The 21,599-nt window shown below is 51.2% G+C and carries 26 protein-coding genes; 21 read left to right on the top strand and 5 right to left on the bottom strand.

What is annotated here, in order from left to right:
• The coding region (locus H578_RS0111455) for a transposase (protein WP_022873819.1) at nt 1–234 on the bottom strand (234 nt) is incomplete at its 3' end.
• Between the two features lie 567 nt (nt 235–801).
• Here H578_RS0111455 and H578_RS0111450 point away from each other — a divergent pair.
• Together H578_RS0111450 and H578_RS16310 are read left to right on the top strand one after the other, a co-directional pair.
• Complete coding sequence (locus tag H578_RS0111450) at nt 802–1,137, top strand: histone-like nucleoid-structuring protein Lsr2 (RefSeq protein ID WP_022873818.1); 336 nt, start codon at nt 802–804, stop codon at nt 1,135–1,137.
• A 418-nt stretch (nt 1,138–1,555) separates the two neighbouring features.
• Nucleotides 1,556–1,732, top strand: coding sequence for a hypothetical protein (locus H578_RS16310; RefSeq protein ID WP_156837329.1), 177 nt, complete (start codon nt 1,556–1,558; stop codon nt 1,730–1,732).
• Nucleotides 1,733–2,012: 280 nt separating this feature from the next.
• Here the strand turns inward: H578_RS16310 and H578_RS16715 are convergent, their stop codons facing one another.
• Together H578_RS16715 and H578_RS0111435 are read right to left on the bottom strand one after the other, a co-directional pair.
• Entirely contained in the window at nt 2,013–2,135 is a 123-nt protein-coding gene (locus H578_RS16715) for a hypothetical protein (protein WP_022873816.1), read from the bottom strand.
• A 10-nt stretch (nt 2,136–2,145) separates the two neighbouring features.
• A complete protein-coding gene (locus H578_RS0111435) occupies nt 2,146–3,072 on the bottom strand; it encodes a hypothetical protein (protein ID WP_156837328.1) in 927 nt (308 codons plus the stop codon).
• A 468-nt stretch (nt 3,073–3,540) separates the two neighbouring features.
• Here H578_RS0111435 and H578_RS0111430 point away from each other — a divergent pair, with 468 nt between their 5' ends.
• The 4 genes from H578_RS0111430 to H578_RS0111415 all read left to right on the top strand — a co-directional run bounded on the left by H578_RS0111430 (nt 3,541) and on the right by H578_RS0111415 (nt 5,268).
• On the top strand, nt 3,541–3,855 hold the full coding sequence (locus H578_RS0111430) for a hypothetical protein (RefSeq protein WP_022873814.1): 315 nt from the start codon (nt 3,541–3,543) through the stop codon (nt 3,853–3,855).
• A gap of 34 nt (nt 3,856–3,889) precedes the next feature.
• Entirely contained in the window at nt 3,890–4,366 is a 477-nt protein-coding gene (locus tag H578_RS0111425; protein WP_022873813.1) for a hypothetical protein, read from the top strand.
• Between the two features lie 280 nt (nt 4,367–4,646).
• A complete protein-coding gene (locus tag H578_RS0111420; protein WP_022873812.1) occupies nt 4,647–4,883 on the top strand; it encodes a hypothetical protein in 237 nt (78 codons plus the stop codon).
• Nucleotides 4,884–5,070: 187 nt separating this feature from the next.
• Nucleotides 5,071–5,268: a hypothetical protein gene (locus tag H578_RS0111415; protein WP_022873811.1), complete on the top strand. Its 198-nt coding sequence runs from the start codon at nt 5,071–5,073 to the stop codon at nt 5,266–5,268.
• A gap of 11 nt (nt 5,269–5,279) precedes the next feature.
• Here the strand turns inward: H578_RS0111415 and H578_RS0111410 are convergent, their stop codons facing one another.
• Nucleotides 5,280–5,636, bottom strand: a complete 357-nt coding sequence (locus H578_RS0111410) for a hypothetical protein (protein WP_022873810.1) — start codon at nt 5,634–5,636, stop codon at nt 5,280–5,282.
• Between the two features lie 584 nt (nt 5,637–6,220).
• On the opposite strand from H578_RS0111410, the gene H578_RS0111405 reads away from it, so the two are divergent.
• The 9 genes from H578_RS0111405 (at nt 6,221) to H578_RS0111355 (ending at nt 13,874) form a co-directional block, all read left to right on the top strand.
• Nucleotides 6,221–6,463: a hypothetical protein gene (locus tag H578_RS0111405; protein WP_022873809.1), complete on the top strand. Its 243-nt coding sequence runs from the start codon at nt 6,221–6,223 to the stop codon at nt 6,461–6,463.
• Complete coding sequence (locus H578_RS0111400) at nt 6,460–6,651, top strand: hypothetical protein (RefSeq protein WP_022873808.1); 192 nt, start codon at nt 6,460–6,462, stop codon at nt 6,649–6,651. Before H578_RS0111405 ends, H578_RS0111400 begins: the two co-directional genes overlap by 4 nt.
• Nucleotides 6,652–6,808: 157 nt before the next feature.
• On the top strand, nt 6,809–7,312 hold the full coding sequence (locus H578_RS0111395) for a hypothetical protein (RefSeq protein WP_022873807.1): 504 nt from the start codon (nt 6,809–6,811) through the stop codon (nt 7,310–7,312).
• 20 nt (nt 7,313–7,332) lie between these two features.
• Nucleotides 7,333–7,758 carry a hypothetical protein gene (locus tag H578_RS0111390; protein ID WP_022873806.1) on the top strand — a complete coding sequence of 142 codons (426 nt, stop codon included), beginning with the start codon at nt 7,333–7,335 and terminating at the stop codon, nt 7,756–7,758.
• Nucleotides 7,759–9,557: 1,799 nt separating this feature from the next.
• On the top strand, nt 9,558–11,774 hold the full coding sequence (locus H578_RS0111375; RefSeq protein WP_156837327.1) for a hypothetical protein: 2,217 nt from the start codon (nt 9,558–9,560) through the stop codon (nt 11,772–11,774).
• A gap of 76 nt (nt 11,775–11,850) precedes the next feature.
• Entirely contained in the window at nt 11,851–12,201 is a 351-nt protein-coding gene (locus tag H578_RS0111370; RefSeq protein ID WP_022873803.1) for a hypothetical protein, read from the top strand.
• Nucleotides 12,202–12,213: 12 nt separating this feature from the next.
• Nucleotides 12,214–12,798 carry a hypothetical protein gene (locus H578_RS0111365; RefSeq protein WP_022873802.1) on the top strand — a complete coding sequence of 195 codons (585 nt, stop codon included), beginning with the start codon at nt 12,214–12,216 and terminating at the stop codon, nt 12,796–12,798.
• 115 nt (nt 12,799–12,913) lie between these two features.
• Entirely contained in the window at nt 12,914–13,189 is a 276-nt protein-coding gene (locus tag H578_RS0111360) for a hypothetical protein (RefSeq protein WP_022873801.1), read from the top strand.
• Complete coding sequence (locus tag H578_RS0111355) at nt 13,182–13,874, top strand: hypothetical protein (protein WP_156837326.1); 693 nt, start codon at nt 13,182–13,184, stop codon at nt 13,872–13,874. Before H578_RS0111360 ends, H578_RS0111355 begins: the two co-directional genes overlap by 8 nt.
• 547 nt (nt 13,875–14,421) lie before the next feature.
• Here H578_RS0111355 and H578_RS0111345 read toward each other — a convergent pair.
• Nucleotides 14,422–14,742 carry a hypothetical protein gene (locus H578_RS0111345; RefSeq protein ID WP_156837325.1) on the bottom strand — a complete coding sequence of 107 codons (321 nt, stop codon included), beginning with the start codon at nt 14,740–14,742 and terminating at the stop codon, nt 14,422–14,424.
• Between the two features lie 227 nt (nt 14,743–14,969).
• On the opposite strand from H578_RS0111345, the gene H578_RS16305 reads away from it, so the two are divergent.
• The 6 genes from H578_RS16305 to H578_RS0111310 all read left to right on the top strand — a co-directional run.
• A complete protein-coding gene (locus tag H578_RS16305; RefSeq protein ID WP_022873797.1) occupies nt 14,970–15,125 on the top strand; it encodes a hypothetical protein in 156 nt (51 codons plus the stop codon).
• 162 nt (nt 15,126–15,287) lie between these two features.
• A complete protein-coding gene (locus tag H578_RS0111335; protein WP_022873796.1) occupies nt 15,288–17,006 on the top strand; it encodes a hypothetical protein in 1,719 nt (572 codons plus the stop codon).
• A 6-nt stretch (nt 17,007–17,012) separates the two neighbouring features.
• Entirely contained in the window at nt 17,013–18,383 is a 1,371-nt protein-coding gene (locus tag H578_RS0111330; protein ID WP_022873795.1) for a hypothetical protein, read from the top strand.
• A 93-nt stretch (nt 18,384–18,476) separates the two neighbouring features.
• Nucleotides 18,477–19,706 (top strand): hypothetical protein, encoded by a 1,230-nt coding sequence (locus H578_RS0111325; RefSeq protein WP_028464200.1) that lies wholly within the window; start codon nt 18,477–18,479, stop codon nt 19,704–19,706.
• Entirely contained in the window at nt 19,706–20,854 is a 1,149-nt protein-coding gene (locus H578_RS0111320) for a hypothetical protein (protein WP_022873793.1), read from the top strand. The genes H578_RS0111325 and H578_RS0111320 overlap by 1 nt, the downstream gene beginning before the upstream one ends.
• A gap of 444 nt (nt 20,855–21,298) precedes the next feature.
• The coding region (locus H578_RS0111310; RefSeq protein WP_022873791.1) for a transposase at nt 21,299–21,599 on the top strand (301 nt) is incomplete at its 3' end.

Below are 21,599 nucleotides of genomic sequence, written 5' to 3'. Positions count from 1 at the left end.
CTGGGTCAGCTCGGCGACCTCGGCCTCCAGCTGTTCCTCTCGGGAGGATGGTCCGGACCTGCCGGCCACCAGGGCGGTCTTGCCGGCTTCCAGGAACTCGGCCTTCCACCGTCCGATGGACTGCTCACTGACTTTCTCCTTGCGTGCCACTTCGGCGATGGACATCTCGCCGGCCAGCACGCTCAGCACTATCCGGGTCTTCTTCTCCGCCGGAATCGAGGGTGGTCTACCCATGACTGACTCTCCTTCAGGACCTACATAACGGCCCTGCCACTAAGTCTGACGCGCGACACTTGTATAGATTGTATTGAGATTAGTGGTTGTATAGTTGTTCGGGTTCTCCGCTCCCCCACATGCGTTCTGGTTTTTCTTTTTTCTTTTTTGATCTGGCTCGTGAGTGAGTAGTGCTCTCTGTTGGATGAGCTGTAGTCTCTGTTCTGTTGTATAGGTGAGTTAACTACACGTATGTAGTTCGTGGTCTTTCTGCTAGTACCTGTTTAGGTCTGCACTCTGACTCTTGTGTATGTGGCAGCAGTTGTTCTCTGGTTACGAGTCTGATCGTTCGAGTAGTGCTTTAAGTTGGAGCAACCCTATGGATTGCAGGTCTGCAGTGCGGTAGCGCTGCTTATATTGACTCTGGTTGTTCTTGTGTTTATTGTTCTCAGTGAGCAGTAGTTGAGCTTCTTCTACTGGGTTCGTTTTGAGCCTGGTGAGTGAGAGTGACTACTGAGGCGACATAGACATCAATATGTAGAAGGAGCAGGTGCAAACTGCTCTCGAAGCAAAGCGAAGGAGAAGAACATGGCGAAGCAGACTTTGCTGATCGATGACATGGATGGCTCGACTGAGAACGTTGAGACGATTCAGTTCGCAGTTGGCAACCAGGCTTACTCGATTGACCTCAATGAGAAGAACCGGGACAAGTTGGACAAGGCTCTTGCTCCGTTCGTTGAGAAGGCTACTCCGGTGAGTGCTCGTGGTGCGAATGTTCGTCGGCAGGCTGTTCCGGCGAAGCAGATTCGTGAGTGGGCGAAGGCTCAGCCGGAGGAGATTAGCTCGTTGATCAAGAGTGATCGCGGTGCTGTTCCGAAGAAGGCTATCGAAGCTTACAACGCTGAGTTTGGTACCAAGTACTGAGCAGTAGTTCATGTGCTGACCTGTTAACGGTTGTTGGCAGATCAAAACTCCATAGTTGAGAGACCTCTGTTCCGTGTGGGCAGGGGTCTTCTCTTTGTCTACATATGTGGACACTTTGAGAAGCAGTGTTGAGGCGGTGCTCTCGGTGCTGGAAGTGACGACGCTCAGTTGATACTCATCGCGGATCGGTTCTCCGGGCTTTGTTCTGAGCAGGTGAGCGTGTGCTGGTCTTGTTGACTGTGCTGGCGGGAGACGGAAACGTCGCGCCTGTGAGATAGCAGTGGGCCAGTGCTGACCTGGAGTTGTTGGAGCTGCTGGACGATAGTTGCAGGTATGTGACCAGTCGAGCAGTTACGTCGATGGAGTACAGGTCTTCAGATGTTCGCCTGCTGGAAAACTTTGGCAGTACGATCTGAGTATGGTTCAGTCAGGCTCTGGTGATGGCAGCACCGACAAGGTGACCGTTGGTTACGTTCTGCGTCTTGCTACGAAGCTCTCGGTTGGTGAGTTGCGGCAGTTGGTTGTTGAGCTGTCAAAGATGATTGTTCAGAGAGAACCGAATCCTTACTCGCAGGATGCTGGAGCTGACAACTAACTCTTGTTGTCGTTGGTTTGCGATCCAGGAGCAGTGAGGCGAATGCGTTCTTGAAGCTCTTCGAAGGTCATACCTCCGTCTGGGTTGGCCGCAATCTCAGCTAATCCTCTATCAACTGCTTCTTTCTCATGCTGCTGGACTGGTGACTCGTCTTCATCGTCTGTTCCGATCCATGTACTCACTTCGGATGAGTTCCAGCTTGCGAGCATCGTTCAGCTGGCGTGCTGCTGCCAGTGCTTCTTCAAGGAGCTGGACCTGTTCCTTTGACATAGGATCGATGCTACTCGCGTTCCTCATGCTGCGACTCTTGTTTGCAGTGCTGGACCAGGCGATCAAAGTTCTCCTTGGGGATCGTCAATAGTTCGCTCTTCAGGTTCTCGTCCGTGTTGGCAGTGCTGCTCATCTGTTCCTCCTCACTTCCATGAAGCAAAGGCCAGTGTTCGTGGGTGGCGCTCCCTCAGCTCTTTCCTGTGCTCGCGTTCCCGTTCTTTCTTCTCCTGTGCTTTCTTGTGGAGGCAGGCAACCTTGTAGTCGCAGGTGTGCTGCTCTGCGGTGTCTACATATGTGGACTCTTCATCGTGGGCAGCTTCGTTTCCAGAGTTGTTCATGCCGAGTTCGTGAGCAACTGGAACTTGCAGAAGATCTTCAACCATGTAAATCCTGCGGTAGGTCTTGTTGGCTGTGTCCGCTCCCCCGTCCACATTCGAGAGCATTGGGTCATCGACTGTCAGGTCATACCAGCGATGGTCGATCTGGACTCGAGCGGTTGCGTGGCTACCAGTCCATTCAAGGTCTGTGAGGACTCCTTCTTTCACGAAGATTGTCCTGTAACCATCTGAGACCTTGTTCTTCTTGTTGGCAGTCTGGTGACGGTGAATAGGATCCTTGGGGTGCGGTCCTCGCGAGCCGGTCTTTGGGTTTCGAGCGTTCTGTACTTGGAGGCGTTCAGCGAGTGGGAGCTGCTCGAGCTCAGCTTGATAGTCAACACCAGGAGGTGCTGCTACTGAGGTCTTCCCGGTCTTGGGATCGCGAACGAGTGGTTTGCTTGTTGGCTCATTGCTGTCAACGATCCGGACTCGGGTTCCGATCACCTTGAACAAGCGTCCAGGAAGCAGTGCGTTCTTCCAGTGGGGGATCTCAACAAGCTTGGTGGGATCGTCGCTTACATCAACGAATGTGTTTGCGTGAGTGCTGTTGGCCTTGTGGGAGGCAGTGTTCTTGGTGAGGCGTTCTTCGCGCCAGGGAGTCATTGCGAGCTCTTGGTTCCGCCATGCGCTGTTCTTAGCTGGAATACTCACTGTGCTCATCTCCCCCTGCTGCCTGTTAAGAATCATTCTCATCTGCTGTCACCATGACGATAACTCGAAAAAGCAGCCAGTTGAAGTCACTGGTATATATATGACTGCATTACCCTTTGATCCGCGATTTGAAACGTCTACATATGTAGACAGATGGTTCACAGCACTTGAATACAACTGGTTCCCAACAACTGAGCACAAATGATTCGCAACAATGAGAGCATGAGTGAGCTATGAGAACGATCTGACGACACTCAGTTCATTGTTCTCTTGGTTTGCTTCTGCTGGCGTTGTTCTCTGTGACGGAGGGATTGCTGCTCGGGTGCTGGTTTAGCGCGGGAGGATGGCACGTGTGCTTGTTCTGGCGGCCACCTGGTTAGAAACACATACGTGAGCAACCTGCATTCCAGTGGGGATGCTCTTACATGGAGTTCTCATCGCATCGATGGTTACATGCTGACTGAGTAACTCCGTTAACAGGATCGACAGGACAAATAGCAGAGAGGAGCAGTGGCACGGAAGAAAGCAGGAGCAGCTCAAAAGCTCACGAAACAGCAGCGCGAACACGTCGACGCCATCTGGTCACGCGCTCTGCAAGCTGGTGATACTGCTTCGATCTATGACGAGGATGCTTGGCAAGACTTCGTCCAGTGGTCAAATGACAACAAGTTCCGTGCTTACGTTTGCGAACTGATTGCCTATGAAACCAACTATGAGTCGATCCGGGCACAGTTCACACGGGAAGCTAATCGCTTGAAAGCAGAAGGACACTGGTATGCGTTGCGAGCACGAGAGATCAAAACTGGAGCATCGATGACAGCATGACTGTTAACAGAGCTAACAGGAGGAGAACAAAAACATGATTGATAGCAAAGACCTGCCAGAACTTAAAGAGAGACGTCAGCACCTGCTGGAGATGATTGAAGGTATTACAACTGGCTACTACTCGAATCACGAGCTGGTCGACAACACTCAGGACACTGGCGACGATGATCTCGGTGGGACTCGGCACGTTAGTGATGCTATGAAAACCGTGTTGACGGAGCTGGAGGTCTACTCCCCTGACGCTGGTGGTGGGCCAGTGATTTGGTGGGATACTGGGCTGTCGAAGTCGTTGAGCGAGGCGGAGAAGTTGAAGCTGGTCCGGTCAACATTGCCTGCTGGTGTTCAGGATCCTCGGTATGTGCCTGCTGCGGATGAGCCTATTGGTGTTGGCAGTGAGATTGACCTTGAGCATATGCGGGATCAGTTTGCGAGCTTGCTGCCACTGTTGGAGGACTTGGTGGCTCAGTTCGATGCTCGGATCAAAGAGTTCGAAACTTTTTCTCAGAAGTGACTGTTTTTGATGTGACTGCTTGTTAGATATTAAGAGTGAGGATCGTTATTCGGCCTCGTTTGTGTTTGTTAGAGATTGCCCGGTTGAGACGTTCTCAGCCGGGTTTTCTTTTGTCCTCGTGCGCTCTGCTCCCCCGCTGACTGCTGTTGACTCCGCAAACAACTGCTTGTCAGCACTTTGTTATCGACTGCTCGTTAGAAAAGTAGATGCGAGCAGGTCTTAGTTAAGCATCTGTTTGCACATGCATGCAAGTAATAGTACGTACACGAGGTATAAGACGATGAAATTAGAAACATTAGCAAAGAATTGGAAGGAGGCTAACGCGAGTGACAGTGGTGACCCGTTAGTCACATCATTGATCATCATTGGCGTAATGGTTGTAGTAGCGTTAGCCATCTATTTGGCATTTGGAAACGTGATGGCAGATCGTGCTGACGATGTTGCTCAGGACATTGAAGACAGTGGTTCTCACTTTGAGAACAGGAACCACGTTGAGTTCGACAACCACAGCGGCTGATCCAGACGCCAGCAGTTAACGACTGCTTCCATAGAGACCTCAGTTCTTCGGAGCTGAGGTTTTCTTCTGCGCACAGTGCCATCTGATCGACTCCTGCGAAATCTCGTTAGATACTCCTGTGACGGTGACAACAGGTTCTTGAGAACAAGCTCGGAACTGGTAACCATGTCAGCAGGAGGACAGCAGTATGAGAGCAATCGGCAACCTGATCGGGTTCATTGTCGTCATGGCCATCCTCATCGTGCTTCTGCGAGCTTTTGGTTGGGATCCGATTGAGCTGTTTCAGTGGGCAGCGAGCTTCACATGGTCTCTGATAGATCACCTGGCAACCTGGATTGAAGAGTCAGCACTTGGCGACTGGTTGCGTGAGCATGTTGTTCCTTGATCTGGTTGTCGTCACTGTTCTGCAAGTTGCTTCTTCAAGTTCTCAATGACTTTGTCCTGATACTTGGCCAGCATCAGTCCCCAACCTGCGATGTCGGAGTTTCTCTGGTTGACCTGATGTTCGTATTCCATGACGTTGTCAAAATCTGTGCCTATTGCAACCAGGAGTGTTTCGACCATGAGTTCGATGGTTACATCTGAATCATCTTCTCTGTTCTCTGCGAGGTTCAGTGAGAACACACGGTCACTGACAGTTTCGACCCAAGCTTGATAGGTTTCTTCCCAATCTTCGGCAGTAACCTTCTCTGCCAACTCGTTAACATCACGTTCCCATGATTGCTGGTCAGCGATGTTCTTACCTGCTGTCATTGCTTCCTCCGTTGCTTGGTCACCATCTAGAGCAGAGTCTACATATGTGGACTCTCTGTTCTCGATCTCGTTGGGTCGCGTGACCTCGTGTGGGGTCTTCTCCCCTATTTTCGGCGCTTCTCTTGATCCACCCACGTTATACCGCTGCCCTGAAGGACAGCGACCTACGAAACGATTTGTTAGAAACAACAGTGCGCCAGCCGGATGCTGGTGTGAAAAGTTCAACCTCAATCGAGTTTTCAGAGGACCAGAATGTGAGCATAGTTGTTTTGCGGCGACCTTGCGAGCATGAGGTTATCTGGTCACTCAGGAGTTGACCCGCTGGTTTGGAACCCAGTGGGTTTTCTTCGTCTCTGATACTTCGCACTCTGGTTTGTCTACATATGTGGACACTGCCTCCCAACATCGCTCACAAGACGACACAGAACTGATCGTCCTCACATTGCTAACAACTGCTCCCCAGCAATGTCAGCAAGCTAACTCAGCAACAATCATTGTTGGTGACATTATCGACTGGATCATCTCTTGTCATCGAGCTAACGTCTCAAGCGAACAGAGAACATAACCAACAGGGAGAAACAGAGATGACTAAGGCAGCAGAGCAGACAGAACAGACCAGCACCGTTTTCCGCGCACAGCTTGGGCGACACCAGACACTCCTTGAGAACTCGGAAACCTTCAACACTATTGAAGAAGCAAAACAGTGGGCAGAGAAGAACTTTGGTCGCCTTGGAAGCATCTGGGTCAATGTCCAAGAGAAGCGCCCCGATATGAAGCGATTCCGCCTCGTTGACGCACTGTACGCAGACGGATGGAGCTTCGCATGAAATACCGAGCAAGCATAGGTAACGACTGGTACCAACTGATCTCGCCTCAGTATGAAGCTCTGGAGGATTCACGGCACTGGTTAACAGAGCAGACAGCTGCCTACCCAAAGTTCCCCTGGTCAAAGATCGAGCAACAAGAAGCCGGTGAAAAGACCTGGACGACTCTCGAGGAACTGACAACGGCATGAGCGAGCAGGAGAAGCAGACCCCACCCTGGAGGAAGCCCAGTTGGAACTCCATGAGTGATGCATACAGGGAAGTCGCGATCCTCGAATGGAATCAACAACGAACGTTGAACAACCTGCATTCCAGTAGGGATGCTGCCGCAGCACGAGGTGACAAGCGATGACAGCAGTTGCAGAACAGGTGAGAACAACACACGTCACTGGAGAGCTAACAGCAGGCCCAGTCGACAAGACCCTCGACAAGATCATCCAAGCGGGAGCATTCGTCAAGAACGGTGACAGTCTGAAAGCAGGACTCAGGTATCTCGGCCACGAACAGTCAAAGCTGCAGTCACTGCTAACAGAACAACTGGACGGTCAACTGGATGGCATTGAGGTCAAAGAACTGGATCCAGTGAGTGCGGCTCCCACGACAAGCAACTGGTTCGATGAGAGCAATCGTGTGCAGCTCAAGCGTGTGGTTTCTGCTGTTGTGAGCTTCGAGAGCATTTGTCACCACTCCCCTACTGAATTGCAGTCAGCATTCAAGACGCTCGCAAACAAGATGCTGAGTGAAGGACACACGCTGACGGGACTGTTGAAACTTGAGGTCTATGAACAGGGTGACTTTATGGACTCATATGACCTAGAACTCGGAACGAAGCAAATCAAGAACGTGAAGTAACGACAGAAAGGACGATGAACATGACGACTATGACTCCGGAGAAGCTCGGAAGGTATAAGAAGAAGGTTGCTGGCTTCTCGAACTATGACCTGGTCGATGCTTACAGGTTCGTGAGTGGCGAGATGGCAAGCAGTACAGATGTGAGCAGCATGCAGGACAACATGGAGAAAGTGATGGTTCTCCGGCAGGAGCTTCTGGATCGGATGACAGGAGCAGAGTCAGCAGCTGGATCCTCAGTTGGTGACAGTGAGGATGAGGAGGCCACAGGAGGCCCTCAGAATCCTAACGGAAACAACCTGCAGTCCAGTAGGGCTGCTCAAGAGGCGACAGGAAACTCTCAGGCAGGCAAAAAGAACACTACTGGCACTGGGAGGCCATCGGGAGCTGCGAAGCCCTCATCTGCTAATACGTCAACCTCAGAGAAAGCATCTGGTAACAAGAGCTAGCTGCTCTGCCAACAACTGCATACGGAGGATCGTCTGTTCACATGAGCAGACGGTTCTTCTGTTCACAAAACATGTCAGTTCCGGACGTCGTACAACTCAGACCTTCGTACAGCAATGGCAGCAACAGAGACGATGAAAACTCAGACCTTCGTATACACAGTACGTCGATCTCGAAGCCGACAGCCGAAAACATGTCAGTACACTGTCCCTATTGGAGTGGATGATTGAGAACATGTCAGTACACTGTCCCGTATACCGCAAAACTCAAACCTTCGTACGACCAAGTCTTCAGAGAAGATAGTCAAAACTCAGACCTTCGTATACACAGTACGTCAAGCTCACTGCACTTACTGGGACACAAGCATCGTTCTCAAGGTCAGCAGTCCAGCAGAGGACATAATTCGGCCATATCACAGAGAAAAGTGCTGTCACGAGTGATATAGACCACTTGTAGACGTTAAAAGTGTCTACATATGTGGACAAAATTTGCAGATTGGGCAGATCGAACTCAAAACTCAGACCTTCGTATACACAGTCTTAATCCTGAGCATCCATTTCCATCCAGTTCAATGCTCAAGACTTCGTCCACTCAACCATCTCGCCTAACGGCACCCTCCACACTACTGCTCGGTCCACAACACTGTCTAGTTCTTCTTCCTCATCGGTGGCTGGCTGTGGTCAACTTCAATCGGCTGTTGATCTGCTCTCTCATATATCGCTGCTGTCGGAGGACTCAATCTTCAACTCCTGCAGTTCCATCTTCTTGTCATCCGTCACCACTCCCCTACTGGATCCTGAGAGTTCCTTCAGACCTAAAACAATACAAGTAGATGAGAAGAGAACGATCAACAAACATCCCACCAGTCATATGTCTTCTCGGCTTCGAGATGAGCCTCAATAATACTGCACACCACGATAGGGCTTCTCATTGGTAGCTCTGTTGGCTCTATCTATTCATTGCTTGGTTAGAGGAAGAAAGAAGAAGAGTTGTCAGCAGACGTTCCTACTCCGATCTCAGAACGAGATTCAGAGTCCTCGGCGGAAGCCGCGCCCTTTTTGAGGTGGGTTTTTGGGCGAGTTCCGTCAAAAAGCCACATACCACCAGATCTACGAACTTCAACAGTTATAGATAACAAGGACTTGTAACCTATGAGGTGACATGTTGACAAGGTACAACATGGTTACAGTATTAATGTTAAGTCATCGATTGTCTTCCGCGCGTGCACGTACGAGGCTTTTCTTTCCCTGCCCCAGGATCCCACCATGAAGTTGGTTCTGGATTCAAGCAGTGAGAGCAGCATCCGCATGCAGCAGGACTGCCTGTATGAGTATCAGCATCAAGCAGATTAGCGCCTGACAGAGCAAAGCTGGCACTTGGTATCAGGACGAGCATTTGAACCGCTAATATTCGATCACTCCGCTTTGACCTGTATCAGTCAAGAGGTGGCTTCAGATGATCGAAGTGTCTACATATGTGGACATTGAGGCGCTGTTGTATGATCCCAACAAAAATAGTTTGAAGTTTTTCTCAGTTTCTTTGATATTTGGTCACAGCTCTTGTTAGAAACATGAGCATAAGCAAAGAGCCCCGCCGCTCGTTTATACATCTCGACTTAAGCTCGTCCCTTCAAGTCTCTACTATATCTGGCGGGGCTTTTTCTGTGCCTTAACAATTTTTCGAACTTTTCCTTCAAAAGTGCTCTCATTTGACAAAATGCTTGTTAGAAAAGAACTACGACGAGTTTAACGGTGTCGAGAGTAGATCGAGGACATAAACAAAGATATAGTAGAGGTAGAGAATGAAGAGTACACAAGTTTTAGATGCATGGGAAGCAGAAGGACACGTTGATGGTAACGAGCTTGCTTCCCAGTTACCAGGATCTCACGGCAAGGATGCGTGGGACAAGGTAGAGGAAGAAGAGAAGCAGATACACGCTCTCACAGTTAAAGAGAAAGGTAGTAGAGAGACCAAGACTGAGTGCAAGTGTGGTGTTTCAGTTAAGAGACCAAAGGTTGCTTTGGTTAAGGAGTTCAAGGAAGTTGTCGCTGAGCAAGCGGAGGAAGGACTCCCCCATCACAGAATCAGGGCAAAGCTTGTAGCTCGTATCCCCCGCTGCTATTCCAATCACTCTGCGGCACTGTTGCTGATAGAAGCTGGTGCGGACAAGCAGAACGGCCAGGCGATGACAGTTGATGCTGTGATCGCGGATGTAGAGCGCTTGAGAGAGAAGAACCCTAATGCTGGTATCAAGTGTGAGAGCGGCTGCTTTGCTTGTGGCACACACGCTCGCTCAGGAAATAAGGCACGCTTGGTGAGTGCAGGGGCTAGAGCGGTGGACGCTGCAAGGAAGGATGAGAACAAGAGTTCTTCTGCATACCGTTTGAGATACATCTACATGGCAGCAACAAGCGGACAGTTGGATACTGAGACTTACAGAACAGAGATGCGTAAGCTTGGTATAGATGCTGGTGGGAGCGGTAGAGAGTTGCCAGATGACCAGTTGGACGAGGACATCAAGAACATTCGCCAGAAGATCCGCGCCGAGAAGCCCTCTAACGCTCTAAAAGACAAACTTGAGGGTTTGAGCCAAGAAGATCGAGAGCAGCTCATGCGTGAAGAGTCTGCTAAGTATCATGCTCGCAGGAAGGCTCGCGATTACAACAAGTCACGTTTCTATCAGCTTCCGGATGTAGACAAGGTCGCTGAGGCTATCGCTTCGATGGTGGGGCAACGTGGTGGCAAGAAGTTCGATCTGGCGTTCAAGATTATGGTTGTGGTCTTCATTCACCATGCTGGCATGGGACGTGTTAACACTTTACTGCGTCCTGAGTTTCTGGCATACCTATTTGGCGTAACTGTGGACGACGTAATGTCCACTCTGAAGATGCTACGTAAAGCTGGTCTTATATATATTGCGAAGAATGGTGCCCCTGGTCGTCTTCCAGGATACCGAGTGGGTCAAGCTTACATAGACCATGAGCTTTCAAGCGTGATCGCCAGTAAAGCTCGTCTTTTGGGGATTGACACTGACCCTAATCGAGCAATGGAGTACAACCCGAGAACAGGAAGCTTTTTCGCGATCAACCCAAGGACTGGCGAAGTCTTGGACTACTTGGGCACATACGGTAAGGCCAAGCAGAAATGGCAGCGTGTTCTTCTTGCTCACGGTTCAACTCTTGGACTCACAGACGAGCTTGTTGAGTTTGTTGAGGGAAACGCTGTTCACCCAAGTGACGTTTATTCACACCAGTCCGAGGGACGTAACGTGCTCACAGTCCATATAGCTGACGAGAAACACTATGTTGTAGCGCCTGTTGTTGAGGATGTTGCTTTCCACGGCCACGAGCTTAGACACAAGCGTAGGCAGTCACTTGTGGCATGGCCAGACAAGAGCAAGTTCTATGGCAGCAATAAGAATGAAGCGGAGAACTCAGAGCAAGAAGTAACCGCTGATACCGCAACAGAGGATGCCGTCGAAGCAGCCCATATAGATGCCGATGTAGTTGACGCTGACGGGCAAGCTGCTGAGATTGCAGACGTTGATGCGAGCACGGAACCAGTCACGGGCAAGAAACAGGTAGAGGAATCGGCATCCGTTGAGGACAGTTCAGCTCAAGACGTTGAGGAGCTTGGCCTTGAGGCAGCGGCATGGGAACAGGCTCAAGCTGACAGGGCGTTCCGTAAGCTCCTGTCGCCGCTTGAGATTGGTTTTGAAGAGATCCTCGCGGAAGAGAACGGTGGCGACGAGGCAACCGTTGAGGCACCTGTTGGTGCTGATGGCAGCCGAGATGAAGTTCAAATGTCCAGATATGTAGACAGCAGCGCTACCGCACTGCAGGCTTGCGCAGACGAAGTCGCGCTGGATGCCGCAGCTGCCACGGATAGTGGCGACACAGATGTAGACATGGATGACGATGATCCGTTTGATAGCGACATCACCAAGGTCAAGAGATCATCGTTTGTGCGTGACAGGAGCCTAACGCCGCAGAAGAAGGACTGGATAGTGCTGCACTGACCTTCACTGGATGAGCTTGTTAGATAAATAAATACGGTGAACCAGAACTAGCAGGGGTATAGGAACTATGAGTGGTATGACATTAGCTGATATTTGGGAAGAACAGGATCAAAAGACTGCGGAAGCTAACAGAGGGCTTCAGCCCTTGACAGAGCAAGAGTACATTCAGGATGAGATCGATGCTCTGACTTATCGCTACAACAGGCTCATGAAGAACGACGTGAAGAGGGCACGTGAGGTTGAAGAGAAGCTCGCCAACCTGACTCAGGAGTACAAAGAGGCTGTAGCCGAGTTCGGTGTGGACGATCCTCGCTCAAAGAAGTTGAAGAAAAAGGCTCAGGATCTCATGAAGAACAAGAGGGAGAAGGCTTCTGATCTTCGGGAGCTCAAAGGAAGGATAGAGCGCCTCGAAGCTCTCCTCCAGTGAGGTATAGGCGCAATGATTCTGGAGGATGTGGAGCAGGCGCTTATACCTATCGATGAGACGGTTTCGTTCTGGGATGCAGTATCTGAGTTCGTGCGTTTGATCGAGATCGACACGTCAGCCACCACAGACCTACTCCACCAAGCGATCAAGCGTGTGAGATCTTTGGGCTATGAGTTTGCGGCTCTCACAGAGGAGCGAGTCATCGTTGACCTCCTCAACAGTAGGCATGTTGTTTATCCGGGAGGCACTGTGGCTGCGGATGAAGCAGAAGCCGAGACCTTCAATGCGCTGCCGTTCGAGTGGCAAGCCTCCGTGCTGCTGAATGCTGTTTCTCCTGATGTGTCCCTGTCGATGGAACAGAAGACACTTACTTACCTTGCTGACGTCTGTGAGTCATGGGATGACGTTGTCTACGAGCTCAAGATGAAACCGGGTTATGCGATCACGAACGCTCTGCGGGAGGAGCTTGGGTTGCAGCCTCGGTACCAGGATCTCGATGCCTATCTCCACTTGTTTGCAGAGATGTGGAAGGATCGCGGGGCTGCGATGGAGCCACAGGAACGGATGCTGAGTCAGTTGGATTTTGACTTCGACTGAAGTGTCTACATATGTGGACGTTCTGAGTTCAGTAGCTCTTGCCACTCCCCCGATTTTCTTCGTGCTGTTCGTTAGAAACTCCTGTACGACAACAATCACAGGAGTTGAACGGAGTATGCACGTTGAGCACACGAAAGAAGAGTTGGAGAAGCAGTTAGCTCGCCACAAGAGGCGTGTTGAAGGTAAGAAGAAGCAGCTCCGACGCATGGAAGGTCCGTACAACCCGGACTGGGTCAAGCGGCAAGAAGAACGCCAAGCACAAGGACTCCCCTACGAATCACCGAGTAACGGATACAACAAGGTTTATGCCAAGATCCTCAAACGTCAGAGAAGCTTAGATGCTTGGTGGGAGCACAATGGACACAAGCTCGATGGTGATCGCCATGAGTAGAACAACCAAGCCACGCCTGCCACGGTTTGCACCAACTGCTCGTCTGAACAGGACGCTGGAGAAGGTTTACGGACAGTTTCCGTTCTTCGAAGATAAGGATCAACTCCTTAGCTACTTCATGGACTCGTTTCAGTGGATGGAGTTGCATGGCGGCTATGACGATGTCAAGGATGTCGAGACTTATGCCAGACGGGTTGTGTTTGGGACAACTGACCGCGAGACTATCGAGAGCTGGTATGGCGAACTGAATCCTGAGCTCGGTTTTCGTATCCATATCCTGAGCCGCATACTCATGGCTTCTTGTTGGGAGAAGGTGGAAGACGTCATGTTCCGCAATGAGGGGTGGGATTTGGACAATTACTTAATACAGGTGCAGGTCGAGAGCGGAGAAGAAGCTCGAGTTGTCCATGCTGGGGACTTTGTGCGCGGTGTTCTTCGATTCGTGACGAACTATTTAGATGCCTTTCTCCCTGAACCTTTCACGCGAGACTACGGCTCCCCTAACGGATACAACCACTATCAGGCGTACTTGTTGAATTCTGGCTTTAGCGCTGCTGGGCCGGGAGACGAGAACTCTTCGTTGGCTTATCCTGTCAGTACGTTCAATCGACTCAACAAGGATCCTGAGTTTTTCAAGCTGCCAGTGGAGTGGCAACTACGGATGGTTGCATCAGGCAGTAACTGAAGTGTCCACATTTGTAGACATTGAGTCACCAGAGCAAGGCAGCACTCCTCAGCACTCTGCGATCTCCATATCACCATCGCAAAACTGTTCAATCCAGAACCTTGCTTGCAGAAGATCGCTCGTGCTCACACAGCCAACTCTGACCGTCTGTGAATCATGGCCGCGCAATCGCACCAGAACTTCATTGTGGCAGTCCTGGACTTCAAGCATGCATCGGTAGTGCTCTGATCGCAATGTCACTGACCACTTTGAGCGGAAGTTGCCGAGGAGAACATTGGTTGCTCCGACGACTAGCGCAAACTCTGCTAGCTCTGTAACCAAGGTTGTTGGCTGGCCTTCGAGTGAGTCCTTAAGCTGAACGCGCTCCACCTTGACTCCTTCTCGCTGCTTTCGAGCATCCCTACTGGAATGCAGGTTTTGTGCGTTAGCACTGTTCTTCGGCTCTGGGGAAGCACTGCCAGCACTGTTAACGGGAGCATGCTGTGTCGTCACACAACGGTGAGTCCCTCTCCCCTGTTGCATGGTTCTCTCTGCATACAAGTGCATCTCACATCCTCCAGAACTCTTCTGCGGCTTCTGGGTTCAGGTATTCATTGGTACCACTGCCTGCCAAGTACAAAACCTGGTTGTCATGGTCGGCATACAGGCCGGTTGCGGGTTCCTCCATAGGCCAGATCGGTTGGTACGCGATTTTGATTTCTGCGCCTGGATCCATGCTCTCAAGTTCTTCAATGAGTTCTTTTGCTGTGATCTGCATTGTTGCCTCCTGTTGTTCATCTGCTAACAGGTTGACATTATCTCGATGATTGCAAGTGATCCAGTCAAGAATGATTGCATGAGAGATTGTCGGCAGTGAATATTCGTCCATGCTGTTAGCTGTGTTGGGAAGCAGTTGTATTCGGTGCTGGGAGGCACGTGTCTACAAATGTGGACATTAGTTCTCACAAGTCACCAGTGTTAGCTCTTGTTAGCGATGTGAGTGTCGTCAGATTGTTCTCGGTGAAGGTAGGTTCTTGAGTCACTGCTCGTTAGAAACATAAGTGATTGGAAGCCACAGGATTGATTCTGCGGCGAGAGTATTAGGAGGTGGGCGCGATGACCCAGGAAGAGATCTTTAACGCAGGAGAAGCGCAGCTGGACGCTGCGCCAGCCCATCGTGCTCTCAGTGATGCCGAGGTCACGAAACTGTTCAAAGCTGTTGACCATGAGATCGCAAAGATGCTTGGACTGGAAGCAGAGGATGCAGAATGATCCGATCAGCACGAAAACTGGTTAGAAAGGATTCGACAATATTTGCAGTGAAGAGGTTTGCTGCTAACAGGACAACAAACAGGAGTACAAGAAGGAATGTTAACTAAGGATAGAGAACAAGTAGCGAAGAAACGAGGTGTAGGAACCACACACTACTCCCCCGTGACCAAGAACATTGAGAAGTGCACTGGTGACTGTGCATATGGTCAGAACAGCACCGTGGTGGATGAGAATGGGCACGAGTTTCAAGTGCTGCACAGGCACGAGAACGAGACTCCTGAGCAGTTCAAGGCACGAATTGAGGAATATGAGACTGCTGAAGCTGTGAAGCGTGAGGGTTCTGCGTTCGGTACGTTGAAGAGTGGAGCTGCTGACACTGCAGACGAGGATGTGGCAGACAGTGCTGAACAAGACCAGCCGGAGAAGGAGACGGATGTGGAAGAAGCACCTAAGAGGAAGCAACTCAAGGATATGACTCCTGAAGAGATCATTGCTCGTGTTCCTGATACTAAACCAAAAGAGTTCAGGGGATCCTTCAAACAGCGTGGCGCTTCTGTTGACCAGGTGGTTGGTCAATGGGAGAAGGAAGCATCAGACGACTTTGTTCTTGAGCACATTCGATCTGCTCCTGAGAACATGAAGGAAGCGGTAGAGCGCGATCAGTGGGTGCGTGATGGTTGCCCTGATTCCAAGGGACGCCCGGACCATAAGACTCGTGCTGGTGAGACGATTGACGCGGTCAAGACTGAGATGGATTCTCTGCAAGTTGCTAAATACATTGCTAAACAGCGAGGACTCACTGGCAACGATGACGAGAACAGTGCAGACAGGAGCACCGTGACTGCCGAGAAGAAACCAGCGCCTAAGAGGAAGCTTTCAAAGAAGGACGCGGAGGATCGCGAGACCTTCAAGAGCATGCCAGAGGATTGGCAGAACGAGATCCTTGAGAACAAGTACTCAAAGGTCGCTGAGGACATGCCTGTCCCAGACAAGGTGCGAACTCGTGCACTCCGTGCTGCAGAAGCGTTGGAACCAGATGTTGACACTGATTGGTCGCCTGTTGGTGAGCGAACCACTGCTATTCAGCCGGAGACTCTTCAATACATGTCCTCTGACATCAATGAGGCGAACGAGCTTGTAAACATGAGCGAAGAAGACTTGTCAGCAGAATATAAGAAACTGGATGCTCTGCACCGCAAGACTAGGCGAGCTGGTCACCGTATGCGTGAGGACGAGGAAGTCCCTGCCTTGAAGAAGCTCGGTTACAGCGATGAGGACATTGAGTACTACAAGAAAAAATCTGAGTACAACGACCGCAAGAAAGAAATGATTGCTGAGCTGACACGCAGTTCCTATGAGGCTGCTGGTTTCGAGAACAAGGAACAGTTCGAGAGCCGCTTCGAGAAGATCAAGAAAGAGGATCGCCGCAGGACGACTCGAGAAGCTCCAAAGTGGGAACCACAACAGTTCAATGATTTCCGCAGCAATGTTCTACAGAACAACAGGACGATCACTGGGAAGCTCTACAACGATTGGTTCGAACGAGATCAGGGCGGCTTACAGGTTGAGGGAGCTGAGAAGTTCAACAAGGAGCCTGTTGTGGAACCACGTCACGGGAACGAGCACGCTGAACTCAGAGCTAAGGACGAAGCAAAGCTTCAAGAAAGACAGCACACTATCAATTCCCTGCTTACACAGTTGAACGAGAACGGCAGTGCTGTGGTGAAACCAGAGCGCGGTGGTGGCAAGGGATACAAGGTTGCTGGCAGCGACAAGAACAAGTTGCAGTTAGCGATGTTCAAGGAGTGGCTCAAGGAAGAGGAGCGAGAGCAAGAACGCCGTCGCCAGAGCCAAGAAAGAAACGTGGATGTATGGGGTTGATAGCGCATGACCAAATACCACATTAGCAAGAGTGGCGAACCAGCACCGTGTAAGGCAGCAGCTGGTAACTGTCCGCTTGGGTCTGAGCAGGATCACTTTGAGAACAAACAGGATGCTGTTGTTGAAGCAGAGCGAAGGTTTGCTGAGGACGCTGACAACAAGTTCGGTACACAGGCAACTGCTGCCGACAAGGAGAAGCCTACGGACCCGCTGATCGCTGATCGTCCGCTGGAACATCAAGTTCAGTACTACAACCACTCCATCGGCATTGCTCTCGATGACTACAACGAGCTCAAGGAAGCCGTAGACGCTGGCGATGAGAGCCTAGAAGACGAGATGCACCAGCTCGGCTACGACATAGCGGATATGGAAGCTGAGCGAGATCGGTTGAAGAGATTGCACGCAGAGTCAGCAGCTCGACAATCATTGGCTTCCTCACTGCAGACAGACGGTCAGATCGCTCAAGAGGATTACGAGCAGCTCCGAGCACTCGAGGACGAGCGTGAGCAGCTGGATCCCGAGGGCACTGCAGATACTCCGGCCAGCACGGAGAACACTGAGTACTATCGCAGAGTGACTGATCGCAAGGGTGAGCCTGGTTCAGGACTGATTGGGGATCCTTTGAAGGAAAAGATGCTTGCAGGCGAGAAGCTCGTTGCCAACAATGCACTGTTTGACCAGGATGCTCGCGATAATGGTTCGTACAACATCAAGGATACAAACGATTTCAGCGCCGTCTTGATCGACCTAGAGATGGAACTTGACGGAGAAGTCGAGCTGACTGAGTTCAGTGACTATCCGAACCACTATGTAACTGAGATGGACATATGGCAAGCCGAGATGGACGGTCAAGAGCTGTTTGGCAATGTTGTAGAGGTTTCTGAGGAAGACTGGTCAGAGATCAAGCAGATACGCCAGCAATGGAACAGGATGCTTGGCAGTACAGACTCAGAAGAAGAACTTGCACTGTATCGCAGTCGCTTTCAAACGCTCGCTAACGATGTTCGCTACGAGATGGTAGTGGAACGCAGACTGGAAGCAGACTCTCCTTTCAAGGTCGGTGACGAGGAATACAAAGCTGGCAACGTTGCTCGCGCACTCGATGAGCACTACTACACCGACAGGGTTCAGGACGAGGATGGCTATCTGGTTCCGACTTTTTATGCTGAGGACAGTGAAGGCCAGGACAAGATCCTGCTCGGTGATTTGAAGAGTGGTCTTGCATCTAAGCGCGGCATTGACGAGAACGCTGTGATCTATCAGCCAGAGGACTACAAGGAAGCGGCTAAGAGTTCAGAGAGCGACTTTGAGAGCTTGCCTACTGAGTGGCAGATGGAACTGCTGGAGAACGCTCGTGAGAGCAGGAATAATTTTTGAGGTTACAACAGGAGTACAGAAAAGATGAGTAAATACCACATAGCGCAGTCAGGAGAACCGGCCCCGTGTAGGGCAAGCGAGGGGAAGTGTCCGTTGGGCGGCGAGAACGATCACTTTGACAACAAGGCGGATGCTACTGCTGAAGCGGAACGCAGGTTCGCTGAGGAAGCACAGAATACTTTTGGCACTCAAGCTGTCAGCACAGATAGCAACAATAAGGCAGCAAGAGAACAGCAGTTGGCAGAGCAGAAGAAGGAAGCCAATGCTGCGCTGCGTTCGCAGTTGGAGTTATTGGAGTTCCGGGATGGCGAGCCTATGTATATAGCCAACTTTAAAGACCGCAAGGGCTTCATGTACTACACCGGAATAATCGCGGCAGCTCTTGGAGACAAAGAGAGTTTTACCGACGATCCAGACTTCCCCACGCTGTACTACACCGAAGAAAAAGTTATCGCGGCAGCACGTGTCAACCATGACGCTAATATGGGTGGTGGACTAGAGTCCCTGATTGCTGAAGGTGACTTTGATCGTGACGACATAGACATCTATGCGGACGATAACGGTTACCAGATCGTTTCTGACCGTGATGCTGGTGAGATCGAGTATACGATCCGTGTTTACCTCAAAGAGAAGCTTGGTTACGTGGAAGTAGAAAAAGTCCCCGACGACGAGAAGTCACTGTATAGGACTCGGTTCCAAGCAGTGTTCGCTGAGTTCTGGAATAAGTTCCAGGAAGAACGTCCAGACAGAGGGTGGACAGACGACTCAGTCTTCCTCGAACACAATGGTCAAGCGATCTCGATCCGCAACGCTTTCAGAGCACTCGATGATACTTACTGGGCACAAGAGGACGTTCTCGCTGTTGACAAGGACAAGCAAGACGACGTTCTACTCGAAGACCTGAAGAACGGCTCAGTATCCCTGTACGAAAAAGATCGCACCAAGCGCTTTTACACCCCCGAGGACTACCAGGAAGCAGCCAAGAGTTCAGACGGTGCTTTCGAGAACCTGCCGACCGAGTGGCAAATGGAACTACTCGAAAACGCTCACCAGTCCAGGAAGCAACAGGAACAACAGGACGAAGCACGAGTCAAAGCAGCTCAAGAACGTGCTGCCAAAGCCAACAAGAAGGCCGCAGAAGCTCGCAAAGCAGCTGATGCCGATCCTGGTAACCAGAGTAAGCAGGATGCTGCAAACAAGGCAGAACAACAAGCAGACAAGGAAGCATCGAACGTTACTCGCGCAACGCAGGGAGAGGAGGAAATCGGTAGAGGAGCCGCTGCTTCCAGCGCTTCCGGCATATCACTGGAGGTTGGTTTGTAATGTCCACATATGTAGACAAACAGGAAGACGAGCTATTCCCTCACCCTGACAACCTCGTCGCCACCGACGACTCGACAACCCGGACCTTCTACAGTGTGAACAAGCTCCTCCGCGAGAACCACACGTTCCTCAGTGAAGTAGACACTGGGATCTATCTGCGCTCCCCCGCACGGCCACTAGATCACACTCCCACCACGGGAACCATCGGTGACATGAGTTTTAACAGGAAGTCATATAAGACCCACCGTCCTGTTTACTCCGGTCTGCAACTGTTAGCTGGTTTTGAGGGAGGTTCTGAAGACCGATATGACTACCACGCTGTCATCGGTGACAACGGTGAGATCGTTTCTGAACAGTGCCACCAGACTCGAGAGCATAAACAAGGTGGTTACCGTGCCTGCAAGCGTCCACACTTCTTCTCCGAGCGAGCAGCTGTCATTGGAGGCAATCGTCTACGCGAAGAGTTCCTAAGTGATGGTTCATGGGGAGGCAGACAAGCCAACGCCACAGCTCCACGCATGGATGCCTTCAAGAAATACCTTGCTGGCGAGAAGCTTCCAGTGACCATATGTGTTTACAGCGTGGAGTATCCGTTTGAAGCCACTGTGTGTCATGAACGTCCTTATTGTCAGATGCGGCACTTCAGAACCCGCGACGAAGCAACCCTGCTCTCACTGGACTTGCAGATAGAAGACCTTGAGAACAATGTGCAGACCTGGTTCCACATCAAACAGCCATTGGAGATGACCCCACGTGAGCGATCACGAGAACTGAAGACACTGCGAGCAAAACGTGAGCTGGTGCTGGAGAGGCTCAGGAACACTCCACGATCAGAGTTGACCTCCGGTGAATACACGCAAGCCTTTGGTATCCCGAACAAGATCAACAGGACGACCTGGAACCATGAGCACAAGCATGTTCGCAGGGAACTGTCACCGGAGGAGAAAGCACTTGTAGACGAGTTCAAGGCAGATATGAAGCGTGCTGGTCGCAATGAGCTTATCCGTGGCGGTCCTCGGCTGATCCCTCTGAAACCAGAGTTCAAGCAGTGGCTCCAGCAGAGGGAGATCAAGAAGCAGCTGGAAGCAGCATCGAGAGCAGAGAGTGAGAAGTACAAGGTCGACAAGAGTCGTCAGGAGCAGCAGTGATACCAGGTGAACAGAGCAGCAGAGATAGAACAAGAGATCCAGGACATCAAGGCAGAGCTTCGTGCTCTCAAGAAACGCGCGGGATCCTGCGGGAAGAATGCTGACAAGATCGATTTCAAGACGTATACAGAGAGAACGGAAGAGCTGCTGAACCGGAAGAGATCCTTGTCAGAAGAACTTGAGCAGCTCTGATCTCCTGTTAACGATTGGTTGCCGATGTCAACAAAGTGACGACGATCAGTTCCCTCTCATACTGCTTCTCCGAGTCACTGCTCGTTAGAAACTCCTGTGGGTGCTGGAGGAGCTAACCACCTTTTCTTTCGTTTCCTCAGTTTCTCCAGCACCTCCCTTTTCAGCAGCAGGAGGACAGCACCAGATGTCAACAATGTCGCGCGTCAGACTTAGTGGCAGGGCCGTTATGTAGGTCCTGAAGGAGAGTCAGTCATGGGTAGACCACCCTCGATTCCGGCGGAGAAGAAGACCCGGATAGTGCTGAGCGTGCTGGCCGGCGAGATGTCCATCGCCGAAGTGGCACGCAAGGAGAAAGTCAGTGAGCAGTCCATCGGACGGTGGAAGGCCGAGTTCCTGGAAGCCGGCAAGACCGCCCTGGTGGCCGGCAGGTCCGGACCATCCTCCCGAGAGGAACAGCTGGAGGCCGAGGTCGCCGAGCTGACCCAGGCCTTGGGCGAGGCACACCTGGAAGCCAGGGTGTGGAAGAAGTCCGCGGAGGGCCGGCTGGGCCCTT

Source organism: Nesterenkonia alba DSM 19423 (assembly GCF_000421745.1).
In the GTDB taxonomy this organism is placed as follows: Bacteria; Actinomycetota; Actinomycetes; order Actinomycetales; family Micrococcaceae; genus Nesterenkonia; species Nesterenkonia alba.
This window is presented reverse-complemented; position numbering and strand designations above follow the sequence as displayed.

Coding starts and splice junctions, on each gene's coding strand:
- H578_RS0111390 (WP_022873806.1), top strand. CDS start 7,333: ATGACGACTATGACTCCGGAGAAGCTCGGAAGGTATAAGAAGAAGGTT.
- H578_RS0111395 (WP_022873807.1), top strand. CDS start 6,809: ATGACAGCAGTTGCAGAACAGGTGAGAACAACACACGTCACTGGAGAG.
- H578_RS0111365 (WP_022873802.1), top strand. CDS start 12,214: ATGATTCTGGAGGATGTGGAGCAGGCGCTTATACCTATCGATGAGACG.
- H578_RS0111360 (WP_022873801.1), top strand. CDS start 12,914: ATGCACGTTGAGCACACGAAAGAAGAGTTGGAGAAGCAGTTAGCTCGC.
- H578_RS0111345 (WP_156837325.1), bottom strand. CDS start 14,742: ATGGACGAATATTCACTGCCGACAATCTCTCATGCAATCATTCTTGAC.
- H578_RS0111405 (WP_022873809.1), top strand. CDS start 6,221: ATGACTAAGGCAGCAGAGCAGACAGAACAGACCAGCACCGTTTTCCGC.
- H578_RS0111370 (WP_022873803.1), top strand. CDS start 11,851: ATGACATTAGCTGATATTTGGGAAGAACAGGATCAAAAGACTGCGGAA.
- H578_RS0111415 (WP_022873811.1), top strand. CDS start 5,071: ATGAGAGCAATCGGCAACCTGATCGGGTTCATTGTCGTCATGGCCATC.
- H578_RS0111375 (WP_156837327.1), top strand. CDS start 9,558: ATGAAGAGTACACAAGTTTTAGATGCATGGGAAGCAGAAGGACACGTT.
- H578_RS0111355 (WP_156837326.1), top strand. CDS start 13,182: ATGAGTAGAACAACCAAGCCACGCCTGCCACGGTTTGCACCAACTGCT.
- H578_RS0111420 (WP_022873812.1), top strand. CDS start 4,647: ATGAAATTAGAAACATTAGCAAAGAATTGGAAGGAGGCTAACGCGAGT.
- H578_RS0111330 (WP_022873795.1), top strand. CDS start 17,013: ATGACCAAATACCACATTAGCAAGAGTGGCGAACCAGCACCGTGTAAG.
- H578_RS0111400 (WP_022873808.1), top strand. CDS start 6,460: ATGAAATACCGAGCAAGCATAGGTAACGACTGGTACCAACTGATCTCG.
- H578_RS0111435 (WP_156837328.1), bottom strand. CDS start 3,072: ATGAGAATGATTCTTAACAGGCAGCAGGGGGAGATGAGCACAGTGAGT.
- H578_RS0111450 (WP_022873818.1), top strand. CDS start 802: ATGGCGAAGCAGACTTTGCTGATCGATGACATGGATGGCTCGACTGAG.
- H578_RS0111425 (WP_022873813.1), top strand. CDS start 3,890: ATGATTGATAGCAAAGACCTGCCAGAACTTAAAGAGAGACGTCAGCAC.
- H578_RS16305 (WP_022873797.1), top strand. CDS start 14,970: ATGACCCAGGAAGAGATCTTTAACGCAGGAGAAGCGCAGCTGGACGCT.
- H578_RS0111410 (WP_022873810.1), bottom strand. CDS start 5,636: ATGACAGCAGGTAAGAACATCGCTGACCAGCAATCATGGGAACGTGAT.
- H578_RS0111320 (WP_022873793.1), top strand. CDS start 19,706: ATGTCCACATATGTAGACAAACAGGAAGACGAGCTATTCCCTCACCCT.
- H578_RS16715 (WP_022873816.1), bottom strand. CDS start 2,135: ATGAGCAGCACTGCCAACACGGACGAGAACCTGAAGAGCGAACTATTG.
- H578_RS16310 (WP_156837329.1), top strand. CDS start 1,556: ATGGTTCAGTCAGGCTCTGGTGATGGCAGCACCGACAAGGTGACCGTT.